Origin of the sequence: Bradyrhizobium sp. KB893862 SZCCT0404 (assembly GCF_018130885.1) — a bacterium.
GTDB classification, from domain to species: Bacteria; Pseudomonadota; Alphaproteobacteria; order Rhizobiales; family Xanthobacteraceae; genus Bradyrhizobium; species Bradyrhizobium stylosanthis.
The window spans coordinates 829,124-844,704 of sequence record NZ_JAFCLT010000002.1; the positions used below are offsets into that span (position 1 = coordinate 829,124).

20 protein-coding genes and 1 riboswitch are annotated in these 15,581 nt (G+C 66.2%); of the genes, 16 read left to right on the top strand and 4 right to left on the bottom strand.

Features of this window, described 5'->3' with window-relative positions:
• The first annotated feature begins 6 nt into the window (after positions 1-6).
• Complete coding sequence (locus JQ617_RS12705; protein ID WP_212026585.1) at positions 7-1,335, top strand: ATP-binding protein; 1,329 nt, start codon at positions 7-9, stop codon at positions 1,333-1,335.
• Here JQ617_RS12705 and JQ617_RS12710 read toward each other — a convergent pair.
• Positions 1,332-1,541: a hypothetical protein gene (locus JQ617_RS12710; protein WP_212026586.1), complete on the bottom strand. Its 210-nt coding sequence runs from the start codon at positions 1,539-1,541 to the stop codon at positions 1,332-1,334. The two genes, JQ617_RS12705 and JQ617_RS12710, sit on opposite strands and share 4 nt — an antisense overlap.
• A gap of 243 nt (positions 1,542-1,784) precedes the next feature.
• Between JQ617_RS12710 and JQ617_RS12715 the strand changes: the two genes are divergently transcribed.
• From JQ617_RS12715 to JQ617_RS12755, 9 genes are all read left to right on the top strand, one after another.
• A complete protein-coding gene (locus tag JQ617_RS12715; RefSeq protein WP_212026587.1) occupies positions 1,785-2,315 on the top strand; it encodes a lytic transglycosylase domain-containing protein in 531 nt (176 codons plus the stop codon).
• A gap of 196 nt (positions 2,316-2,511) precedes the next feature.
• A riboswitch (TPP riboswitch) is annotated at positions 2,512-2,640 on the top strand.
• Positions 2,628-3,653, top strand: coding sequence for an FAD-dependent oxidoreductase (locus JQ617_RS12720; protein WP_212026588.1), 1,026 nt, complete (start codon positions 2,628-2,630; stop codon positions 3,651-3,653). It overlaps the preceding riboswitch by 13 nt.
• Entirely contained in the window at positions 3,644-3,841 is a 198-nt protein-coding gene (gene thiS, locus JQ617_RS12725) for a sulfur carrier protein ThiS (protein WP_145664663.1), read from the top strand. Before JQ617_RS12720 ends, thiS begins: the two co-directional genes overlap by 10 nt.
• Before the next feature lie 169 nt (positions 3,842-4,010).
• Positions 4,011-4,793, top strand: a complete 783-nt coding sequence (locus JQ617_RS12730) for a thiazole synthase (RefSeq protein ID WP_212026589.1) — start codon at positions 4,011-4,013, stop codon at positions 4,791-4,793.
• A complete protein-coding gene (locus tag JQ617_RS12735) occupies positions 4,780-5,385 on the top strand; it encodes a thiamine phosphate synthase (RefSeq protein WP_212026590.1) in 606 nt (201 codons plus the stop codon). The genes JQ617_RS12730 and JQ617_RS12735 overlap by 14 nt, the downstream gene beginning before the upstream one ends.
• A 165-nt stretch (positions 5,386-5,550) precedes the next feature.
• Positions 5,551-7,449: a phosphomethylpyrimidine synthase ThiC gene (gene thiC / locus JQ617_RS12740; RefSeq protein ID WP_212026591.1), complete on the top strand. Its 1,899-nt coding sequence runs from the start codon at positions 5,551-5,553 to the stop codon at positions 7,447-7,449.
• Positions 7,450-7,726: 277 nt separating this feature from the next.
• On the top strand, positions 7,727-8,245 hold the full coding sequence (locus tag JQ617_RS12745; RefSeq protein WP_212026592.1) for a mismatch-specific DNA-glycosylase: 519 nt from the start codon (positions 7,727-7,729) through the stop codon (positions 8,243-8,245).
• A gap of 236 nt (positions 8,246-8,481) precedes the next feature.
• Positions 8,482-9,129, top strand: coding sequence for a glutathione S-transferase family protein (locus JQ617_RS12750; protein ID WP_212026593.1), 648 nt, complete (start codon positions 8,482-8,484; stop codon positions 9,127-9,129).
• 230 nt (positions 9,130-9,359) lie between these two features.
• Positions 9,360-10,055 (top strand): glutathione S-transferase family protein, encoded by a 696-nt coding sequence (locus JQ617_RS12755; RefSeq protein ID WP_212026594.1) that lies wholly within the window; start codon positions 9,360-9,362, stop codon positions 10,053-10,055.
• Positions 10,056-10,143: 88 nt separating this feature from the next.
• Here JQ617_RS12755 and JQ617_RS12760 read toward each other — a convergent pair whose 3' ends face one another.
• Positions 10,144-10,578, bottom strand: a complete 435-nt coding sequence (locus JQ617_RS12760) for a hypothetical protein (protein WP_063689480.1) — start codon at positions 10,576-10,578, stop codon at positions 10,144-10,146.
• Positions 10,579-11,085: 507 nt separating this feature from the next.
• On the opposite strand from JQ617_RS12760, the gene JQ617_RS12765 reads away from it, so the two are divergent.
• The 4 genes from JQ617_RS12765 (at position 11,086) to JQ617_RS12780 (ending at position 13,170) form a co-directional block, all read left to right on the top strand.
• On the top strand, positions 11,086-11,469 hold the full coding sequence (locus JQ617_RS12765; protein WP_211412042.1) for a RidA family protein: 384 nt from the start codon (positions 11,086-11,088) through the stop codon (positions 11,467-11,469).
• A gap of 202 nt (positions 11,470-11,671) precedes the next feature.
• Complete coding sequence (locus tag JQ617_RS12770; protein ID WP_212026595.1) at positions 11,672-11,932, top strand: hypothetical protein; 261 nt, start codon at positions 11,672-11,674, stop codon at positions 11,930-11,932.
• A 241-nt stretch (positions 11,933-12,173) separates the two neighbouring features.
• Positions 12,174-12,425: a hypothetical protein gene (locus tag JQ617_RS12775; RefSeq protein ID WP_063689488.1), complete on the top strand. Its 252-nt coding sequence runs from the start codon at positions 12,174-12,176 to the stop codon at positions 12,423-12,425.
• A 106-nt stretch (positions 12,426-12,531) separates the two neighbouring features.
• Positions 12,532-13,170 (top strand): hypothetical protein, encoded by a 639-nt coding sequence (locus JQ617_RS12780; protein ID WP_212026596.1) that lies wholly within the window; start codon positions 12,532-12,534, stop codon positions 13,168-13,170.
• A gap of 132 nt (positions 13,171-13,302) precedes the next feature.
• Here JQ617_RS12780 and JQ617_RS12785 read toward each other — a convergent pair whose 3' ends face one another.
• A complete protein-coding gene (locus JQ617_RS12785; RefSeq protein ID WP_212026597.1) occupies positions 13,303-13,788 on the bottom strand; it encodes a J domain-containing protein in 486 nt (161 codons plus the stop codon).
• A gap of 111 nt (positions 13,789-13,899) precedes the next feature.
• Here JQ617_RS12785 and JQ617_RS12790 point away from each other — a divergent pair, with 111 nt between their 5' ends.
• The gene (locus tag JQ617_RS12790) at positions 13,900-14,667 is read left to right on the top strand and encodes an SDR family NAD(P)-dependent oxidoreductase (protein ID WP_212026598.1); all 768 of its coding nucleotides are present in this window, start codon (positions 13,900-13,902) and stop codon (positions 14,665-14,667) included.
• A 287-nt stretch (positions 14,668-14,954) separates the two neighbouring features.
• On the top strand, positions 14,955-15,200 hold the full coding sequence (locus JQ617_RS12795; protein ID WP_063689501.1) for a helix-turn-helix domain-containing protein: 246 nt from the start codon (positions 14,955-14,957) through the stop codon (positions 15,198-15,200).
• Here the strand turns inward: JQ617_RS12795 and JQ617_RS12800 are convergent.
• On the bottom strand, positions 15,151-15,438 hold the full coding sequence (locus JQ617_RS12800) for a hypothetical protein (protein ID WP_212026599.1): 288 nt from the start codon (positions 15,436-15,438) through the stop codon (positions 15,151-15,153). The two genes, JQ617_RS12795 and JQ617_RS12800, sit on opposite strands and share 50 nt — an antisense overlap.
• Between the last annotated feature and the right edge of the window lie 143 nt (positions 15,439-15,581).

Sequence of the window (15,581 nt, forward strand, 5' to 3'; positions counted from 1 at the left end):
CCGACGATGAAGCCGTTCGGGTTCTTCCATCTCAGGGGCATCGGCGGGCAGATCGCCGCGCTGGTACTGGCCTCGACCGTCGCGCTGCATCTCGTCGTCACCATCGCCTTCCTGATCAGCCGGCCCGACCGTCAGGACACGCCGCCGGACGGCGCGCATCAACTGACCGATGCCGCGCTGCTGCTCGGCGCGGCTGATGCCGGCGATCGCCCGCGCCTCGTTGCCGATCTCACCCGTGCCTTTCCCAAGCTCGGCATCGAGATGCTCGCGCCCGGCGCCGCCGGAATCGTCGAGGAGAGCGACAACCCGCATCTGCGCGGCATGCGCCGCCATCTCGGGCGCGGCTACAAGCTGATGCAGCTCCCCGGAGGCGGCCCCGCGCATCGCGTCGGCATCGAACTGCCCGATGGCAGCATGATCGCCGGCCGCGTCGAGGGCGGCGGCCCGCGGCCGTGGTTCTGGGGCGCGCCGTGGCTGGTGACGCTGATGACGGCGTTCATCTGCATCACCGTGCTCGGCCTGTGGGCGGCGCGCGCGCTGGCCGCCCCGCTGTCGTCCTTCGCTAGAGCCGCCGAGAATTTCAGCCTGGACGGCGGCGCCGATCCGCTGCCCGAGCGCGGTCCGGAAGAGATCCGCTCGGTGGCGCGCGCGCTCAACCGCATGCATGAGCGCATCGCGCGGCTGATGTCGGACCGCACGCGGATGCTGGCCGCGATCAGCCACGACCTGCGCACGCCGATCACGCGGCTGCGCCTGCGCGCCGAGTTCATCGAGGACGAGACCAACCGCAAGCGGATGCTGATCGACCTCGACCAGATGCGCTCGATGCTGGAAAGCGTGCTGTCGCTCCTGCGCAACGACCGCAAGATCGAGGCGGTGACCCTGGTCGACATCGCCAGCACGCTGCAGCTCATCGCCGACCAGTTCGGCGACATGGGTCATGTCGTGCATTATGAGGGGCCGATATCGGCGACCGCCGCCGCGCGGCCCGACGACCTGCATCGCGGCGTCACCAACCTGGTCGAGAACGCGGTGCGCTTCGGCGCCGAGGTGACGATCCGCCTGGACGCATCGAGCACCAAATTCGTCATCGACGTCGAGGACGACGGTCCCGGCATTTCGGACGCGCGCAAGCAGGAGATGCTGGAGCCGTTCGTGCGCGGCGACGACGCGCGCACCATGGACGACTCCACCGGCTTCGGCCTCGGCCTGTCGATCGCGCGCGCGATCGCGGTCGCCCATGGCGGCGAACTCTCGCTGCACGACCGCGCGCCGCATGGCCTGATCGTGCGGATGCAATTGCCGGTGTGGCAGCAGCCGCGGCTGGCGGCTTAGGCTGCGAGCCGGATCGCCGCGGGCTCCTCGAAGATCGCCACAGCCTCGAAGCGATAATTGCAGGCGCGGCAATTCCAGAGATAGGAGATGCGCCCCTCACCCGGCTCGATCCAGTCGGGATGGGGGATCGGCGTGCCGCACTGGGCACAGGGGTTCTGTCTGGGGATGTCGCCGGTGTGCGCACTGACGAGGCTGGCTTTTGTCATGGCACCTCTCCCGATTTGCAGCGCTTACATACTCGCTTTCGCAGGCCGGCGCGAATAGACAGGCGTGCTGTCGCGAGCGGGGGTCGTCCGCCCCGGCAGCCTGACTACGCCAGCATTGAGTCGTAACAGCGGCTCGGTACCGCAAAAACGTTAACGGCGGCTTTTGGTCACATCATCGCCGCCTTCGCCGGGCCTAACGGCAGCCGGGTGCAGGTCACTTTCCAACGACCTCAGGAATATCCCATGAAAATTTTACCCATTGCCGCGTTGCTCGCGGCCGCACTCTTCGTTCCGCAGGCCGCATTCGCGGGCGAGGCGGACTATGCCGAGATGGTCGCGATGCATGCCCGCGCCAACGGCGTGCCGGAGGCGCTGGTGCATCGCGTCATCATGCGCGAAAGCCGCTACCAGCCCGGCCTCGTCGGCCATGGCGGCACCATCGGCCTGATGCAGATCAAGCTCGCGACCGCGCGCGGCGTCGGCTACACCGGCGATGCCGCGGGCCTGCGCGATCCCAACACCAACCTCACCTATGCCGTGAAGTACCTCGCCGGCGCCTATCGCGCCGCCAACGGCGACCACGCCCGAGCTGTGCGTTATTTCGCGGGCGGCTATTACTACGCTGCAAAGCGCCAGCGCCAGGAGACGGTGCAGCAGGCCAGCAACGACACCTGGCTCGAGCCCAACGGCAACCCGCAGCCGATGTTCGGCACCGTCCCGCATAGGAAGCTGGCGCAGGGCGTCCGCAACGCGCGGGCGCAGGCCTTGAAGTAACTGCCGTGTCCCGGACGCGCTGCAACGCGTAGCGTTGCTGCGCAGAGCCGGGACCCAGCATCCCACATAAGCATGGGCCCCGGCTCTGCGACGTATCACGCCGCCAAATGGCGGCGCGCTGCATCGCGTCCGGGGCACGAGCGGTGGGGTTCCGGGCCAAGCGCGTTGACCACCCCGCCTCCGTGGCATACATTAGAGCCGTTCCGAGGGGTGCTCCGAGGAGGAGCTGAGATACCGCTAAATGGGCAATACCGCCCAGGACCGCGGTGACCCTTTGAACCTGATCCGGGTCATGCCGGCGAAGGGACAGGGATGTTGCACACGACCAAGCGTCCGGATTCACCGGTATCCATCATCGGCGCAGGCATTGCAGGCGCCTGGCAAGCCCTGCTGTTCGCGCAGGCCGGCCACACCGTCACCCTACACGAGCGCGGTGACGCCGCCATGACCGATTCCACCAGCCATTGGGCCGGCGGCATGTTGGCGCCCTATTGCGAGGCCGAGGTCGCCGAACCCATCATCTCCAGGCTGGGCCTGCGCTCCCTCGACATCTGGAGGCGCGAGCTGCCCGACACCCCCTTCAACGGTTCCCTCGTCGTCGCCCATCCGCGCGAGCGCAACGATTTCGAGCGTTTTGCGCGGATGACCGAAGGCCACCGCCGGCTCGATGCCGCCGCTCTCGCCGAGCTCGAGCCGTCGCTGGAAGGCCGCTTCCGCGATGCGCTGTTCTTCCCGACCGAGGGCCATGTCGAGCCGCGCCGCGTGCTGCCGAAGCTGCACGAGCGCATCAAGGCGGCCGGCGGCACCATCAAGTTCGACAGCGACGTCAGCGCGAAGGATCTCGCAAACCTTGATCCCAAAGGCATCGTGATTGACTGCCGCGGCCTGTCCGCGCGCGAGGAACAGCCTGACTTACGCGGCGTCAAGGGCGAGATGATCCTGATCGAGACCGACGAGGTGCAGCTGTCGCGCCCCGTGCGGCTGATCCATCCGCGCTGGCCGCTCTACGTGATCCCGCGCGAGGACAATCTGTTCATGCTGGGCGCGACCTCGATCGAGGCCGAGGACACCGGCGTCAGCGTGCGCTCCGCGCTGGAGCTGCTGGGGGCGGCCTATGCCGTGCACCCCGCCTTCGGCGAAGCCCGTATCGTCGAATTCGGCTCGGGTCTTCGTCCCGCCTTTCCCGACAACCTGCCGCGCATCGGCATTCGCGGTGAGACCATCGCCGTCAACGGCCTCTACCGCCACGGCTTCCTGATCGCGCCGGCCCTCGCCGAGCTGACGCTGAACTACGTCGAGCGCGGCCAGATCGACAACGAGGTGATGCAATGCGCGTGATCGTCAACGGCGAACAGCGCGAGGTGAATTCAGCCAGCGTCGGCGCGCTGCTCAGCGAGCTCGACTACGAAGGCACCCATTTCGCCATCGCGCTGAACTACGACGTCGTGCCGAAAAGCCGCTGGGCCGAGACCAGCCTGAAAGCCGGCGACGAGATCGAGATCATCACGCCGCGGCAGGGAGGGTGATGGGGATGCGGGCACACTCTTTCCCCCCGTCGTCCCGGCGAAGGCCGGGACCCATACCGCGTGATCTCACTTGGGGCACGCGGGGAGAGAGCGGCCGTCACAACGCGCATTCGGGGTTATGGGTCCCGGCCTTCGCCGGGACGACAGCTGAATTCAAGGAGACACCTTCATGGTGACCTTCTACGGCAAATCCTTCGCCTCCCGCCTCCTGATCGGCAGCGCGCTCTATCCCTCGCCCGCCATCATGCAGGAGGCTATCCGCGCCTCAGGCTCGAACATCGTCACGGTGTCGCTGCGCCGCGAATCCGCCGGCGGCAAATCGGGCGATGCGTTCTGGAAGCTGATCCGCGAGCTCGACGTGACAGTGCTGCCGAACACCGCCGGCTGCCGCACGGTGCGCGAGGCCGTGACCACCGCCAAGCTCGCGCGCGAGCTGTTCGGCACGTCCTGGATCAAGCTCGAAGTCATCGCCGACAACGACACGCTGCAGCCCGACGTCGTCGGCCTGGTCGAGGCCGCCACCATCCTGATCAAGGACGGCTTCGAGGTGTTCCCCTATTGCACCGAGGATCTCTCGGTCGCCAACCGCCTGGTCGATGCCGGCTGCAAGGTGGTGATGCCGTGGGCCGCGCCCATCGGCAGCGCCAAGGGCATCACCAACCGCGACGCTCTCAAGCTGATGCGCGAGCGGCTGCCCGACATCACGCTGGTGGTGGACGCCGGCATCGGCGCGCCCTCCCACGCCGCGCAGGCGCTCGAGCTCGGCTATGACGCCGTGCTGCTCAACACCGCCATTGCCAAGGCCGCCGATCCCGTCGCGATGGCGAACGCCTTCCGCCTCGGTATCGAGGCCGGCCGCACCGCTTACGAAGCCGGGCTGATGAACTCGCGCGACTTCGCCTCCCCCTCCACCCCTGTCGTTGGGACCCCGTTCTGGCATGCCGTATCCTGATCGCTTCTATCCCGTCGTCGACAGCCTCAAATGGGTCGAACGCCTGACCAAGCTCGGCGTCGGCACCATCCAGCTGCGCACGAAAGAGCTCAACGACGCCGATGCGCTGCAGATCGTCACCGACGCGCTGGCCATCACGAACGGCACGCAGGCCAAGCTGGTCGTGAACGACTATTGGCGCGCGGCGATCGTCGCCGGTGCAAAATATCTGCATCTCGGCCAGGAGGATCTCGCCGACGCGGACCTCAAAGCGATCCGCGAGGCCGGCCTCTCGCTCGGCGTCTCCACGCATGACGACGCGGAGCTCGAAACCGCGCTTGCCGCAAAACCCGATTACGTCGCGCTCGGCCCGATCTTCTTCACCACGCTGAAGTCCATGCGCTTCGAGCCGCAGGGCATTCCGAAGATCACGGAATGGAAGAAGCGCATCGGCAGCATTCCGCTGGTCGCGATCGGCGGCATCAAGTTCGAGCACGCCGCGGAGATCTTTGCCGCAGGCGCGGATTCCATCGCCGTGGTGTCCGACGTCACCCAGAACGCCGACCCCGACGCCCGCGTGCGGCAATGGCTCGGGCTGAAGGAGGCTGCGTGACCGAAACCCTCTCCGCTCGTCATTGCGAGCGAAGCGAAGCAATCCAGAGTCTCTCCGCGGAGACAGTCTGGATTGCTTCGTCGCAAGAGCTCCTCGCAATGACGGAGCAAACGATCACCGCCATCGCCTCGGCGCACACGTACACGAATTAAACCGGAGGATCCCATGAACATCCGCTCCAACCCCGAAAAAACCGTCCCCGCCGTCACCACCGGCCCGCTGCCCTCCTCGCGAAAGATCTTCGCGACGCCCGACGCCGCACCCGACGTGCGCGTGCCCCTGCGCGAGATCATCCTCTCCGAAGGCGCCGGCGAGCCGAACCTGCCGGTCTACGACACCTCGGGCCCCTACACCGATCCGTCCGTCACCATCGACGTCAACGCGGGTCTCGCCCGCAGCCGCAAGCAATGGGTGCTGGAGCGCGGCGGCGTCGAGGAATATGAGGGACGCCAGATCAAGCCGGAGGACAACGGCAGCGTCTCCACCGACAAGGCCGCGCGCGCGTTCAGCGCCTATCACAAGCCGCTGCGCGGCCTCGACGGCCACAAGATCACCCAGCTCGAATTCGCCCGCGCCGGCATCGTCACCAAGGAGATGATCTACGTCGCCGAGCGCGAGAACCTCGGCCGCAAGCAGCAGCTCGAGCGCGCGGAAGCAGCGCTTGCCGACGGCGAGAGCTTCGGCGCTTCGGTGCCCGCCTTCATCACGCCGGAGTTCGTGCGCGACGAGATCGCGCGCGGCCGCGCCATCATCCCCTCCAACATCAACCACTCAGAACTCGAGCCGATGATCATCGGCCGCAACTTCCTGACCAAGATCAACGCCAATATCGGCAACTCCGCGGTGACCTCGTCGGTCGAGGAAGAGGTCGAGAAGATGGTGTGGGCGATCCGCTGGGGCGCCGACACCGTGATGGACCTCTCCACGGGCCGCAACATCCACACCACGCGTGAGTGGATCCTGCGCAACTCGCCGGTGCCGATCGGCACCGTGCCGATCTACCAGGCGCTGGAGAAGTGCAACGGCGATCCCGTCAAGCTGACCTGGGAGCTCTACAAGGACACCCTGATCGAGCAGTGCGAGCAGGGCGTCGACTATTTCACCATCCACGCCGGCGTGCGCCTGCAATACATCCACCTCACCGCCAGCCGCGTCACCGGCATCGTCAGCCGCGGCGGCTCGATCATGGCGAAGTGGTGCCTGGCGCATCACAAGGAGAGCTTCCTCTACACGCATTTCGACGAGATCTGCGACCTCATGCGCAAGTATGACGTCTCGTTCTCGCTCGGCGACGGCCTGCGTCCCGGCTCGATCGCCGACGCCAACGACCGCGCACAGTTCGCCGAACTGGAAACGCTCGGCGAGCTGACCAAGATCGCGTGGGACAAGGGCTGCCAGGTCATGATCGAGGGCCCCGGCCACGTGCCGATGCACAAGATCAAGATCAACATGGACAAGCAGCTCAAGGAGTGCGGCGAAGCGCCGTTCTACACGCTTGGACCGCTGACCACCGACATCGCGCCGGGCTACGACCACATCACCTCGGGCATTGGCGCCGCCATGATCGGCTGGTTCGGCTGCGCCATGCTCTGCTACGTCACGCCGAAGGAGCATCTCGGCCTGCCCGACCGCAACGACGTCAAGACCGGCGTCATCACCTACAAGATCGCCGCCCACGCCAGCGATCTCGCCAAGGGCCACCCCGCCGCCCAGCTGCGCGACGACGCCCTCTCCCGCGCCCGGTTCGACTTCCGCTGGAGCGACCAGTTCAACCTCGGCCTCGACCCGGACACGGCGAAAAACTTCCACGACGAGACCCTGCCGAAGGAAGCCCACAAGGTCGCCCATTTCTGCTCGATGTGCGGCCCGAAATTCTGCTCGATGAAGATCACGCAGGACGTGCGGGACTACGCGGCCACGCTGAACGATCCGAACAGCGTGGGCATGTCGATCAGCGGCACCGCCGAGGACGGCATGGCCAAGATGAGCGCGAAGTTTAAGGAGATGGGCGAGAGCTTGTATCTGGATGCGGAGAAGGTGAAGGAGAATAACCGGGTGCTGTGAGGCTATCAAGGCGAAGAGGACAGGTATGCGCCTAGTCCTCTTCGTCAGAATCTTGCAGATCACTCACCGGACGTATTGGCCCGCTCAAATCGCTTGAGTTCGGCTGCATGTATTGCCAAATTCTTGGTCGGCACCGCTTGAGCAGCAGCGAGTCGTTTTTCAGGCGGAAGGCGAGAAATCATAAGAATGCGAAGAGGGGTAAGCGAAGCGCCCCCGAGAATTGACAGAAGCCCGCATTTCGCTGACGCTCATGCAGGCTACAGCTGCGAATAGTTGCATGCCCAGCCCTACCCTCCATCGCCTCCCCGACCAGCTCCGCCCCGCTCTCCGCCTCGTCTTCGTCGGCACCGCCGCCTCGACGCGCTCGGCCGCGCTCGGGCACTACTACGCCCATCCCGGCAACCGCTTCTGGCGCGCGATCCATGAGGCCGGGATCACGCCGCGGCGCTATCAGCCGAGCGAGTTCGCTAGCCTGATCGAACTCGGGATCGGCTTCACCGATCTCTGCAAGACGGGCGCCGGGATGGATCACCAGATCGCGGCTTACATGATCGACGTGGCGGGCTTCAGGGCGAAGATGGAAAAGTACCGGCCGCGGACGATTGCGTTCACGAGCAAGAAGGCGGCGAGCTTGTTTTACGGCAGGCCGTCGACCGGGATTGCGCTGGGGCGGCAGGCGCGCGACGAGAGCTGGCCGGAGATTTTCGTGCTGCCGTCGCCGTCCGGAGCGGCGTCGGGGCATTGGACGCTGGAGCCTTGGCGGGAGCTGGCGGCGTGGATTGATCGCGCGCGCTGAGCGGCTTACTCCGGATCGCCTCCGCTCTCGTGTCCCGGGCAAGCGCAGCGCAGACCCGGGACCCAGAAGCTCCGGCTCGGGTCCGTCATGGGCCCCGGCTCTGCAGCGCATCACGCCGCAAGAGGCGGCGCGCTGCACTGCGTCCGGGGCACGCCGCCGCGCACTTTGCGCTAACCTGTCGGAATCCCCACCGCCCGTTCGTCCTCTGGATACATCACGCCCCCCCGGAGCCCGCCATGCCCACCATCACCGCCTTCGAGACCTCGCCCGACCGCGGCCGCGGGCAGGCGCGGGACATGCGCGTTCGCTGGGCGCTGGAGGAGGTCGGCCAGCCCTACGATGTCCGCCTCGTCTCGTTCGCGGCGATGAAGCAGCCGGCGCATCTGGCACTGCATCCGTTCGGGCAGATCCCGACCTATGAGGACGGCGATCTCGCGCTGTTCGAATCCGGCGCCATCGTGCTGCACATCGCCGAGCGGCATGCCGGATTGCTGCCGACGGACAGCAACGCCAGGAGCCGCGCGATCGCATGGATGTTCGCCGCGCTGAGCACGCTGGAGCCGCCAATCGTCGAGCTCGGCATGGCGGTGCTGTTCGAGCGCGACCGGAGCTGGTACGCGGAGCGCCTGCCGATGCTTCAGGAGCGCGTCCGCACCAGGCTCGGCGAATTATCCCGCCGCCTTGGCAAGGCCGACTGGCTCGACGGCGCGTTCAGCGCCGGCGATCTCATGACGGTAACTGTGCTGCGCCGGCTCAACAATTCGGGCTTACTCGACGAATACCCCGAGATCGCCGCCTATGTCGGGCGCGGCGAAGGGCGGCCGGCGTTCCGTCGCGCGTTCGAGGCGCAGCTCGCGGTGTTCAACGCGGCGGCGCGTTCGTAGGGTGGGTTAGCCGCGCTGCTGCGCGAAGCGCAGGCCGCGTGGCGTAACCCACCGCTTCTGTCGCGGCGGATGCTGACATGGTGGGTTACGCCAAGGGACTGCGCTTCGCGCAGCCCAGGGCTAACCCACCCTACGAGGGCTGCGCCAGCCGCAACTGCTCGGCCCTCTCTCCATTGCATCCGCCCCCGCGGCCCGCCATGCTGCCTCCGCCATCCCGGAGGAGCCCGCCCATGCTGACCCTCTACTCCTACCCAAATCTGTTCGGCGTCGCCGACAACAACGGCTACGGCCTCAAGGTCTATGCCTTCCTCAAGCTCGCGGGCGTGCCGTTCGTGCACGAGCACATCTTCGATGCCTCTGCCGCGCCGCGCGGGCAGCTGCCTTACATCGTCGACGACGGCGCGACCATCGGCGACAGCGAGACCATCATCGCGCATGCGACGGGCAAATATCGCCTGACCATCGATGCGGCGCTCTCGGCCGAGCAGCGGCGGACCAATCATCTGGTCACACGCATGCTCGATGATCTCTATTGGGTGATGTCGTATTCGCGCTGGAAGGACGAGCGCTTCTACCCGGCGTTCCGCGACGGCTTCATCGCGCAACATCCGCAGGTGACTGCCGAAGGGTTCGAGAAGGCGAAGGCGTACAACGCGCAGCGCTATCACTACCAGGGCATCGGCCGCTACACGCCCGAGCAGGCTTACGCGCGGGGCCTTGCCGATCTGCAGGTGCTGGCGGAGATCGTGCCGGCCGCCGGCTTCGTGCACGGTGCGGCGCCGACCAGCTGTGATGCCGGCATCTACGGCTTCGTCGCCAACACCTATTATTTTCCGATCCCGACGCCGCTGAAGGCTTTCGTCGATGCGCACGCAAATCTCGTCGCGCATTGCGAGCGGATTCATGCGGCGGTGACGGGGACGTAGCCCGGATGAGCGACAGCGACATCCGGGGCCAGGAGTTGCCCCGCATGTCGCTGTCGCTCATGCGGGCTACGAAGCTACGGCACCGCCCCTATCGCATCGTGATCGCGAGGCCGCTGAGATCCGCGTTCGCCATCAGGCCGACCTGCGTGCCGGAGAGCTCCAGCACGGCGCCCTTCTGGTTGGTGAGCACGATGGCGCGCGCGCCGGCGCCCACCGCCAGGCCCGCACCGGCGGCGCCGTAGACGCCGGCGACGTCGGAAGGGCGGTTGATGTTGGAGACGCGGCCGCGCAGCACGGTCTTGGATCCCCCGAACACGAGGCCGTAGTCGAGCCCGCCGGTGGAAAGCCCGTAGGAGCGGCCGCGGAAGTTCAGCACGCCGCTGCCGCCCGAGCCGCCGATGATCCAGCCCGCCTTGTAGATCGTCAGCACCACGGTGCCGCCGTCGGCCAGCGCCGAGGTCGAGAGGCCGGCGAGCGCGGCAATGGCGACCAGCGCGGCGCGAAGGGTGGTTGCGATCTTCATGGGGGTCTCCGGGGGCTATTTTTTGGGGGAGGAAACGAATCAGACGCGATGAATCTATCCGATCGATCGCGGCGGCAACATGATGGCAGGGCGTTTCCGCAAGCACGGCGACGGCTAGGCTCGCGGAGGGTCCTCATTTTCCGTCATTGCGAGCGCAGCGAAGCAATCCAGAATCCTTCCGCGGAGCCGGTCTGGATTGCTTCGCTGCGCTCGCAATGACGGGTGGATGCACCACGGCCTCTCCGGCCGACAGGCGCACGCGGGGAGAGGCGAACCACCACGCGCGGCCACCATTCCCATCATCCCATTCTGCCCCTGATTTGCCCGACGGCGCAAGCAATCGCTTCTTTTTCCCCGAATTCAAAATTGCCCAATGATTTCTGTCCGGCCCCTACTGTGCATGGGGTTGTTTTCGCAACTTTTGTTTGGCCCCTCTCTACCCAACCCGATTGCAACTCCCACGCATCCCGCTACGCTCATGCTTCCGACACGCCGAGAGGTGATGCCATGCCGATCCAGCACTTCGCAGCCCCGCCGCACGTGAAGGCGCCGCCGCTGTCCTTTGCGACGCGCGTCGGCGACCTGCTGTTCGTCTCGGGCATTCCCGGCTTCGATGCCCATGGCGCGCTGCCCGACGGCTTCGAGGCGCAGTTCGCCAATGTCGTGGTCAACATCCGCCGCGTGCTGGACGAGGCCGGCGCGACCTTCCGCGACCTCGCCAAGGTCAACGTGCTGCTCACCCGCGCCTCCGATGTCGCCGCGATGAACGCGCTCTATGCCGGCGCGTTCGGCCCGCCGCCTTACCCGGCGCGCACCACCTGCGTCGTGCACGCCCTGCCCGATCCGAAGATGCTGATCGAGATCGAGGCGGTGGCGTCGCTTGCCAAATGAACCTGCGGAGTGAACCCGCCAGGTAAACCTGCGGAGTGAACCGCGGTTCGGCACCTGTGACCCATCGGGCACGCAGCCGAACCAAGTGCGCCGCACCGCCTGACATGTCCGTGAAACCGTGGCCCGGCGGCTTGCAATGGGCCGGCTTTTACCGCACGGATTTTTCCGTCACAGTTCACGGTTCCCCACAAGGAGATACTTCATGCGTCGCGTTCTCGCCCTCTGTGCCGTTGCCGGCATCGCTAGTTCCGTGTTCGCCGTGCCCGCTTCCGCGGCGCCCGCCTACTACGTGATCCGCTGGGACAACACCGGCGTCTGCCAGGTCTGGAACGAGGACCTCAAGTACAAGCCGTTCCAGTGGGGCGTGTCGACCTACAAGGTCGTCAGCAAGCCGGTCCCGACCTTCCAGGCCGCGTCCGACCTGCAGATCAAGATGCGCGCCGAGCGCCGCTGCACGCTCTAGGCTTCAGGCGACATACATCGGATTCAAAGGGCGGGTCGCGCAAGCGATCCGCCTTTTTCTTTTTGCGCACGGTCCTGCATTTCCGGCCGAAAGCGCGCATTTCCAGCACCCGTTCTTTGAACCTCACCGGCGTGCGGAACTACTCACATCTTGTCCGGGGCGCATCCCCAAAAGCGCGCCGCACCACCCTCCCCATCATTGTCGGGAGGCGCATCACATCTTTCATTTCGAGGAGCTGATCATGCGTCGTCTTTCCATGCTGTGCGCTGCTGCGAGCCTGGCCGTCACTGCCTTCGTCGCCGCAAGCCCTGCCGAAGCCAGCTATCACCTGATCCGCTGGCAGGACTCGGGCTTCTGCCAGATCTGGGACGAGGCCGTCCCGACCACGCCGTGGCCGGCCGGCTATCACCGCGCCAGCGAGACCGTGCCGACCTTCCTCGACGCGCTCGTGCTGAAGGACAATGCGCTGAAGTCCGGCCACTGCAGCTGGTAAGATTCGATCGGCGGACGACAAGGGCCGGGCAAGGATGCGCTGCTAGCATCCTTGCCCGTTCGCGTTTCCATCCAGCGTTTCTCTCCGGTTTCTGCGGGATCAATCGATGCGCACGCTTCTCACGACGGCTGCCGTCTTCGCCCTGTCGCTCGCGCTCGCCGGCGCGGCGCCGGCGCAGGCGCCGCAATCCTTCCGCGTGATCTCGCCGATCTTCGGCCAGCTCGTCAGCTTCGCGATGCCGTCGAACTTCGCGGTGGTGTTCGAGAACACCAAGGGCGGCCGCTACATCCGCGAAGCCGTGCTCAAGGGCGAGACGCCCGAGCGCTGGACCCAGATGATCACTGTCACGGGCGAGAAGGGCATGACGCTGACGCCCGACGCCTCGCCGGAAGGTCTCGCGGGCACGATCGCCGGCGGCTTCAAATCGGCCTGCCCCGACAGCTTTGCGGCCCAGCCGCTCGGCGAAATGACATTCGGCCGCTTCGAGGCGTTCGCCGCCGTGATCGGCTGCGGCCGCATCGACAGCGGCCCGACCCGCCACAGCGAGACCGCGCTGCTGATCACGCTGAAGGGCAGCACCGATTACTACACCATCCAATGGGCCGAGCGCGGCCCCGAGACCGACGAGCCGCCGATCAAGGACGAACGCTGGCAGGCGCGCCTGAGCGACCTCAACCCGATCGTACTCTGCCCCATCGTCGCGGGCGAAGCTGCGCCCTATCCGAGCTGCGTGGGCAAGAGCTGAGGCGGCTCCGCGAGCTCAAGCTCCGTAGGGTGGGCAAAGCGCAAGCGTGCCCACCATTCCATCCATCATGAAGAAGATCGTGGGCACGGCGCTTTGCGCCTTTGCCCACCCTACGAGATCCCGCTCGCTCCCTCACGCGTCCTTGTGCCCGCCGGGATGGATCAGGATGTCGCGCGCGGCGGCGAGGTCGATGAAGGCTTGCGCGCTGCCGCCCTGGTCGGGATGCGTGCCCTTGGCCGCTCGGCGATAGGCCTGGTTGATGTCGTCGCAGGTGAGCTGCACCGCGAGCGGCAGGCCCAGCATCTTGCGGGCGCGATCCTCGCTCGAGAGCTTCTTCGGCATGGCGCTGCGGCGGCCGAAGCGCGGCGCGGCGAGATCGTGGACGACCTCGAGCACCACGCCGATGCGGCGCTGGGCCGCCACCGTGACGCTGTGGTCGTCATTGCTCACGGCCTGCCGCAGCACCGGAAGCGCCTGCTCGGCCGCCTGGCGCAGCATGGTGTCGGTGCTCATCCGCGCGATCTCGGCGACGAGCCGCCCCGCTTCGGCCCAGTCGGCCGGCTGTGCCGACCGCAGGCGTTCGAGACCCAGTTTCCAGGATTCAAGCCGTTCCATCATGCGCGCAACGTTTAGCAACCGGGATCAGTATGCCAAGGCCGCCGTTTCCGACCCCTTAATTTCGAGTTAGCCTTTCATGAAACTTAGAAACGAAATCGGGAGGAAAATGTCATGGCATTGCTCGCAAACCACATCGCGGTCGTCACCGGCGCCGGGTCCGGCATCGGCCGGGCCATCGCCGCCGGCTATGCCCGCGAAGGCGCGCAGGTGGTGCTGCTCGACGTCAACGCCGACACGGTCGCGGAAGCCGCAGGCGAAATCCGCAAGGCCGGCGGCAAGGCCGAGAGCTTCGCGCTCGACGTGACCATGCGCGACGATTGCTTCGCGCTGGCCAAGCAAATCGAAAGGAAGGTCGGGCAGGTCTCGATCCTCGTCAACAATGCCGGCATCACCCGCCGCAACGCCTTCACCGCCGAGACCGAGACGGTGGCCAAGGACTGGAACGACATCATCTCGCTCAATCTCAACGGCGTCTTCAACATGACGCAGGCTTTCCTGGCTCCCTTGCGCGCGAGCAAAGGCCGCATCGTCAATATCGGCTCGATCCAGTCTTTCGTGCATCTGCGCACGCCGAGCTCTGCGGCCTATACGACCTCGAAACACGGCGTGCTCGGCTTCACCAAGGCGCTTGCGGTCGAGCTCGGCAAGGAAGGCGTGCGCGTCAACGCGATCGGGCCGGGCTTCATCGAGACCAACATCAACGCCAATGTGCGCGCGACCAATCCGGCGCTGGTGCAGGCCTTCGTCGACCACACACCGCTGGCGCGCACCGGCAAGCCCGAGGACATCGTCGGCCCCGCGATCTTCCTCGCCTCGGATCTGTCGGCCTATGTCACGGGCACGATCGTGATGGTCGACGGCGGATACCGGACGGTGTGAGGGGCGAACACTTGCACCACATGCACGGTGTCATCGCGCCCGCCTTGTGCGCAATTGCGCACTGGGCGGGCGATGACACCGCATGAGCCACGCGAAATTGTCCCGCGTTGCTATGCATCCCGTGCCAATCGCGGCCGTACCGCGGCATTCCCAAGGTCAATTGGTGCGAGCGCGAACAATTAACCTTTCATTAACCAAACCCGCCCACCGTGGTTCTACGGCCTGGGGGTCGTTTGTTCTCGATCCGCTTCCAGCGAAGGAAGCGGGCGTTGATCGGGGGTGTGTAGATGACCACTGTTCATGTCGCGGCGCCGCAGGACGCTCAATTCCTTGCTCCAAACCAGATCGTTCCGCTCTTGATCGGCGCAACCGTCGACGAGGTCGAGCGCGAGCTCGTGCTCCAGACGCTCGCGCGCTGCGACGGCAACCGCACGCGCGCATCGCGCGTGCTCGGCCTGTCGGTGCGCACGCTGCGCAACAAGATCAAGATCTACGCAGCCTCGGGCATCGAGGTGCCCGCGTATCACGACTAGCGCGCGATGTTGCGCGGTGGATCAATCCGCCTGCGAGGATCGCAAGTGCGATGATCGCGAGCCCCGCCGCGATCAGCTCGATGGCGCGGAGCATGAAGGCCGTCATGACAGCCCATGACGACTGCGGCTCCTCGGCAAAGGCCACCGGCACCACATCCGGCACGAGCAGATGAGCAAGCCCGATCGCGGCCGCGAGGATGAGGATCGACAGGCAGAAGATCGTCCACGCTGCGCGCATCGTTCGCTCCTCGCATGGTTGTGTCGGCCTGCAATTCAATGACACGGCATGGGCCGCCGCCGATTGATGTTGATCAACCGCGACGCAACGCGCCGGCGGAATTGCTGCTGTCGTCAAACGCCGCTAAGTAGCTTGCTTCCGAC

What these genes read in the sequence shown, in the direction of transcription:
- JQ617_RS12705 (WP_212026585.1), top strand. Translation starts at nt 7, where the DNA reads ATGAAGCCGTTCGGGTTCTTCCATCTCAGGGGCATCGGCGGGCAGATC.
- JQ617_RS12710 (WP_212026586.1), bottom strand. Translation starts at nt 1,541, where the DNA reads ATGACAAAAGCCAGCCTCGTCAGTGCGCACACCGGCGACATCCCCAGA.
- JQ617_RS12715 (WP_212026587.1), top strand. Translation starts at nt 1,785, where the DNA reads ATGAAAATTTTACCCATTGCCGCGTTGCTCGCGGCCGCACTCTTCGTT.
- JQ617_RS12720 (WP_212026588.1), top strand. Translation starts at nt 2,628, where the DNA reads ATGTTGCACACGACCAAGCGTCCGGATTCACCGGTATCCATCATCGGC.
- thiS (WP_145664663.1), top strand. Translation starts at nt 3,644, where the DNA reads ATGCGCGTGATCGTCAACGGCGAACAGCGCGAGGTGAATTCAGCCAGC.
- JQ617_RS12730 (WP_212026589.1), top strand. Translation starts at nt 4,011, where the DNA reads ATGGTGACCTTCTACGGCAAATCCTTCGCCTCCCGCCTCCTGATCGGC.
- JQ617_RS12735 (WP_212026590.1), top strand. Translation starts at nt 4,780, where the DNA reads ATGCCGTATCCTGATCGCTTCTATCCCGTCGTCGACAGCCTCAAATGG.
- thiC (WP_212026591.1), top strand. Translation starts at nt 5,551, where the DNA reads ATGAACATCCGCTCCAACCCCGAAAAAACCGTCCCCGCCGTCACCACC.
- JQ617_RS12745 (WP_212026592.1), top strand. Translation starts at nt 7,727, where the DNA reads ATGCCCAGCCCTACCCTCCATCGCCTCCCCGACCAGCTCCGCCCCGCT.
- JQ617_RS12750 (WP_212026593.1), top strand. Translation starts at nt 8,482, where the DNA reads ATGCCCACCATCACCGCCTTCGAGACCTCGCCCGACCGCGGCCGCGGG.
- JQ617_RS12755 (WP_212026594.1), top strand. Translation starts at nt 9,360, where the DNA reads ATGCTGACCCTCTACTCCTACCCAAATCTGTTCGGCGTCGCCGACAAC.
- JQ617_RS12760 (WP_063689480.1), bottom strand. Translation starts at nt 10,578, where the DNA reads ATGAAGATCGCAACCACCCTTCGCGCCGCGCTGGTCGCCATTGCCGCG.
- JQ617_RS12765 (WP_211412042.1), top strand. Translation starts at nt 11,086, where the DNA reads ATGCCGATCCAGCACTTCGCAGCCCCGCCGCACGTGAAGGCGCCGCCG.
- JQ617_RS12770 (WP_212026595.1), top strand. Translation starts at nt 11,672, where the DNA reads ATGCGTCGCGTTCTCGCCCTCTGTGCCGTTGCCGGCATCGCTAGTTCC.
- JQ617_RS12775 (WP_063689488.1), top strand. Translation starts at nt 12,174, where the DNA reads ATGCGTCGTCTTTCCATGCTGTGCGCTGCTGCGAGCCTGGCCGTCACT.
- JQ617_RS12780 (WP_212026596.1), top strand. Translation starts at nt 12,532, where the DNA reads ATGCGCACGCTTCTCACGACGGCTGCCGTCTTCGCCCTGTCGCTCGCG.
- JQ617_RS12785 (WP_212026597.1), bottom strand. Translation starts at nt 13,788, where the DNA reads ATGATGGAACGGCTTGAATCCTGGAAACTGGGTCTCGAACGCCTGCGG.
- JQ617_RS12790 (WP_212026598.1), top strand. Translation starts at nt 13,900, where the DNA reads ATGGCATTGCTCGCAAACCACATCGCGGTCGTCACCGGCGCCGGGTCC.
- JQ617_RS12795 (WP_063689501.1), top strand. Translation starts at nt 14,955, where the DNA reads ATGACCACTGTTCATGTCGCGGCGCCGCAGGACGCTCAATTCCTTGCT.
- JQ617_RS12800 (WP_212026599.1), bottom strand. Translation starts at nt 15,438, where the DNA reads ATGCGCGCAGCGTGGACGATCTTCTGCCTGTCGATCCTCATCCTCGCG.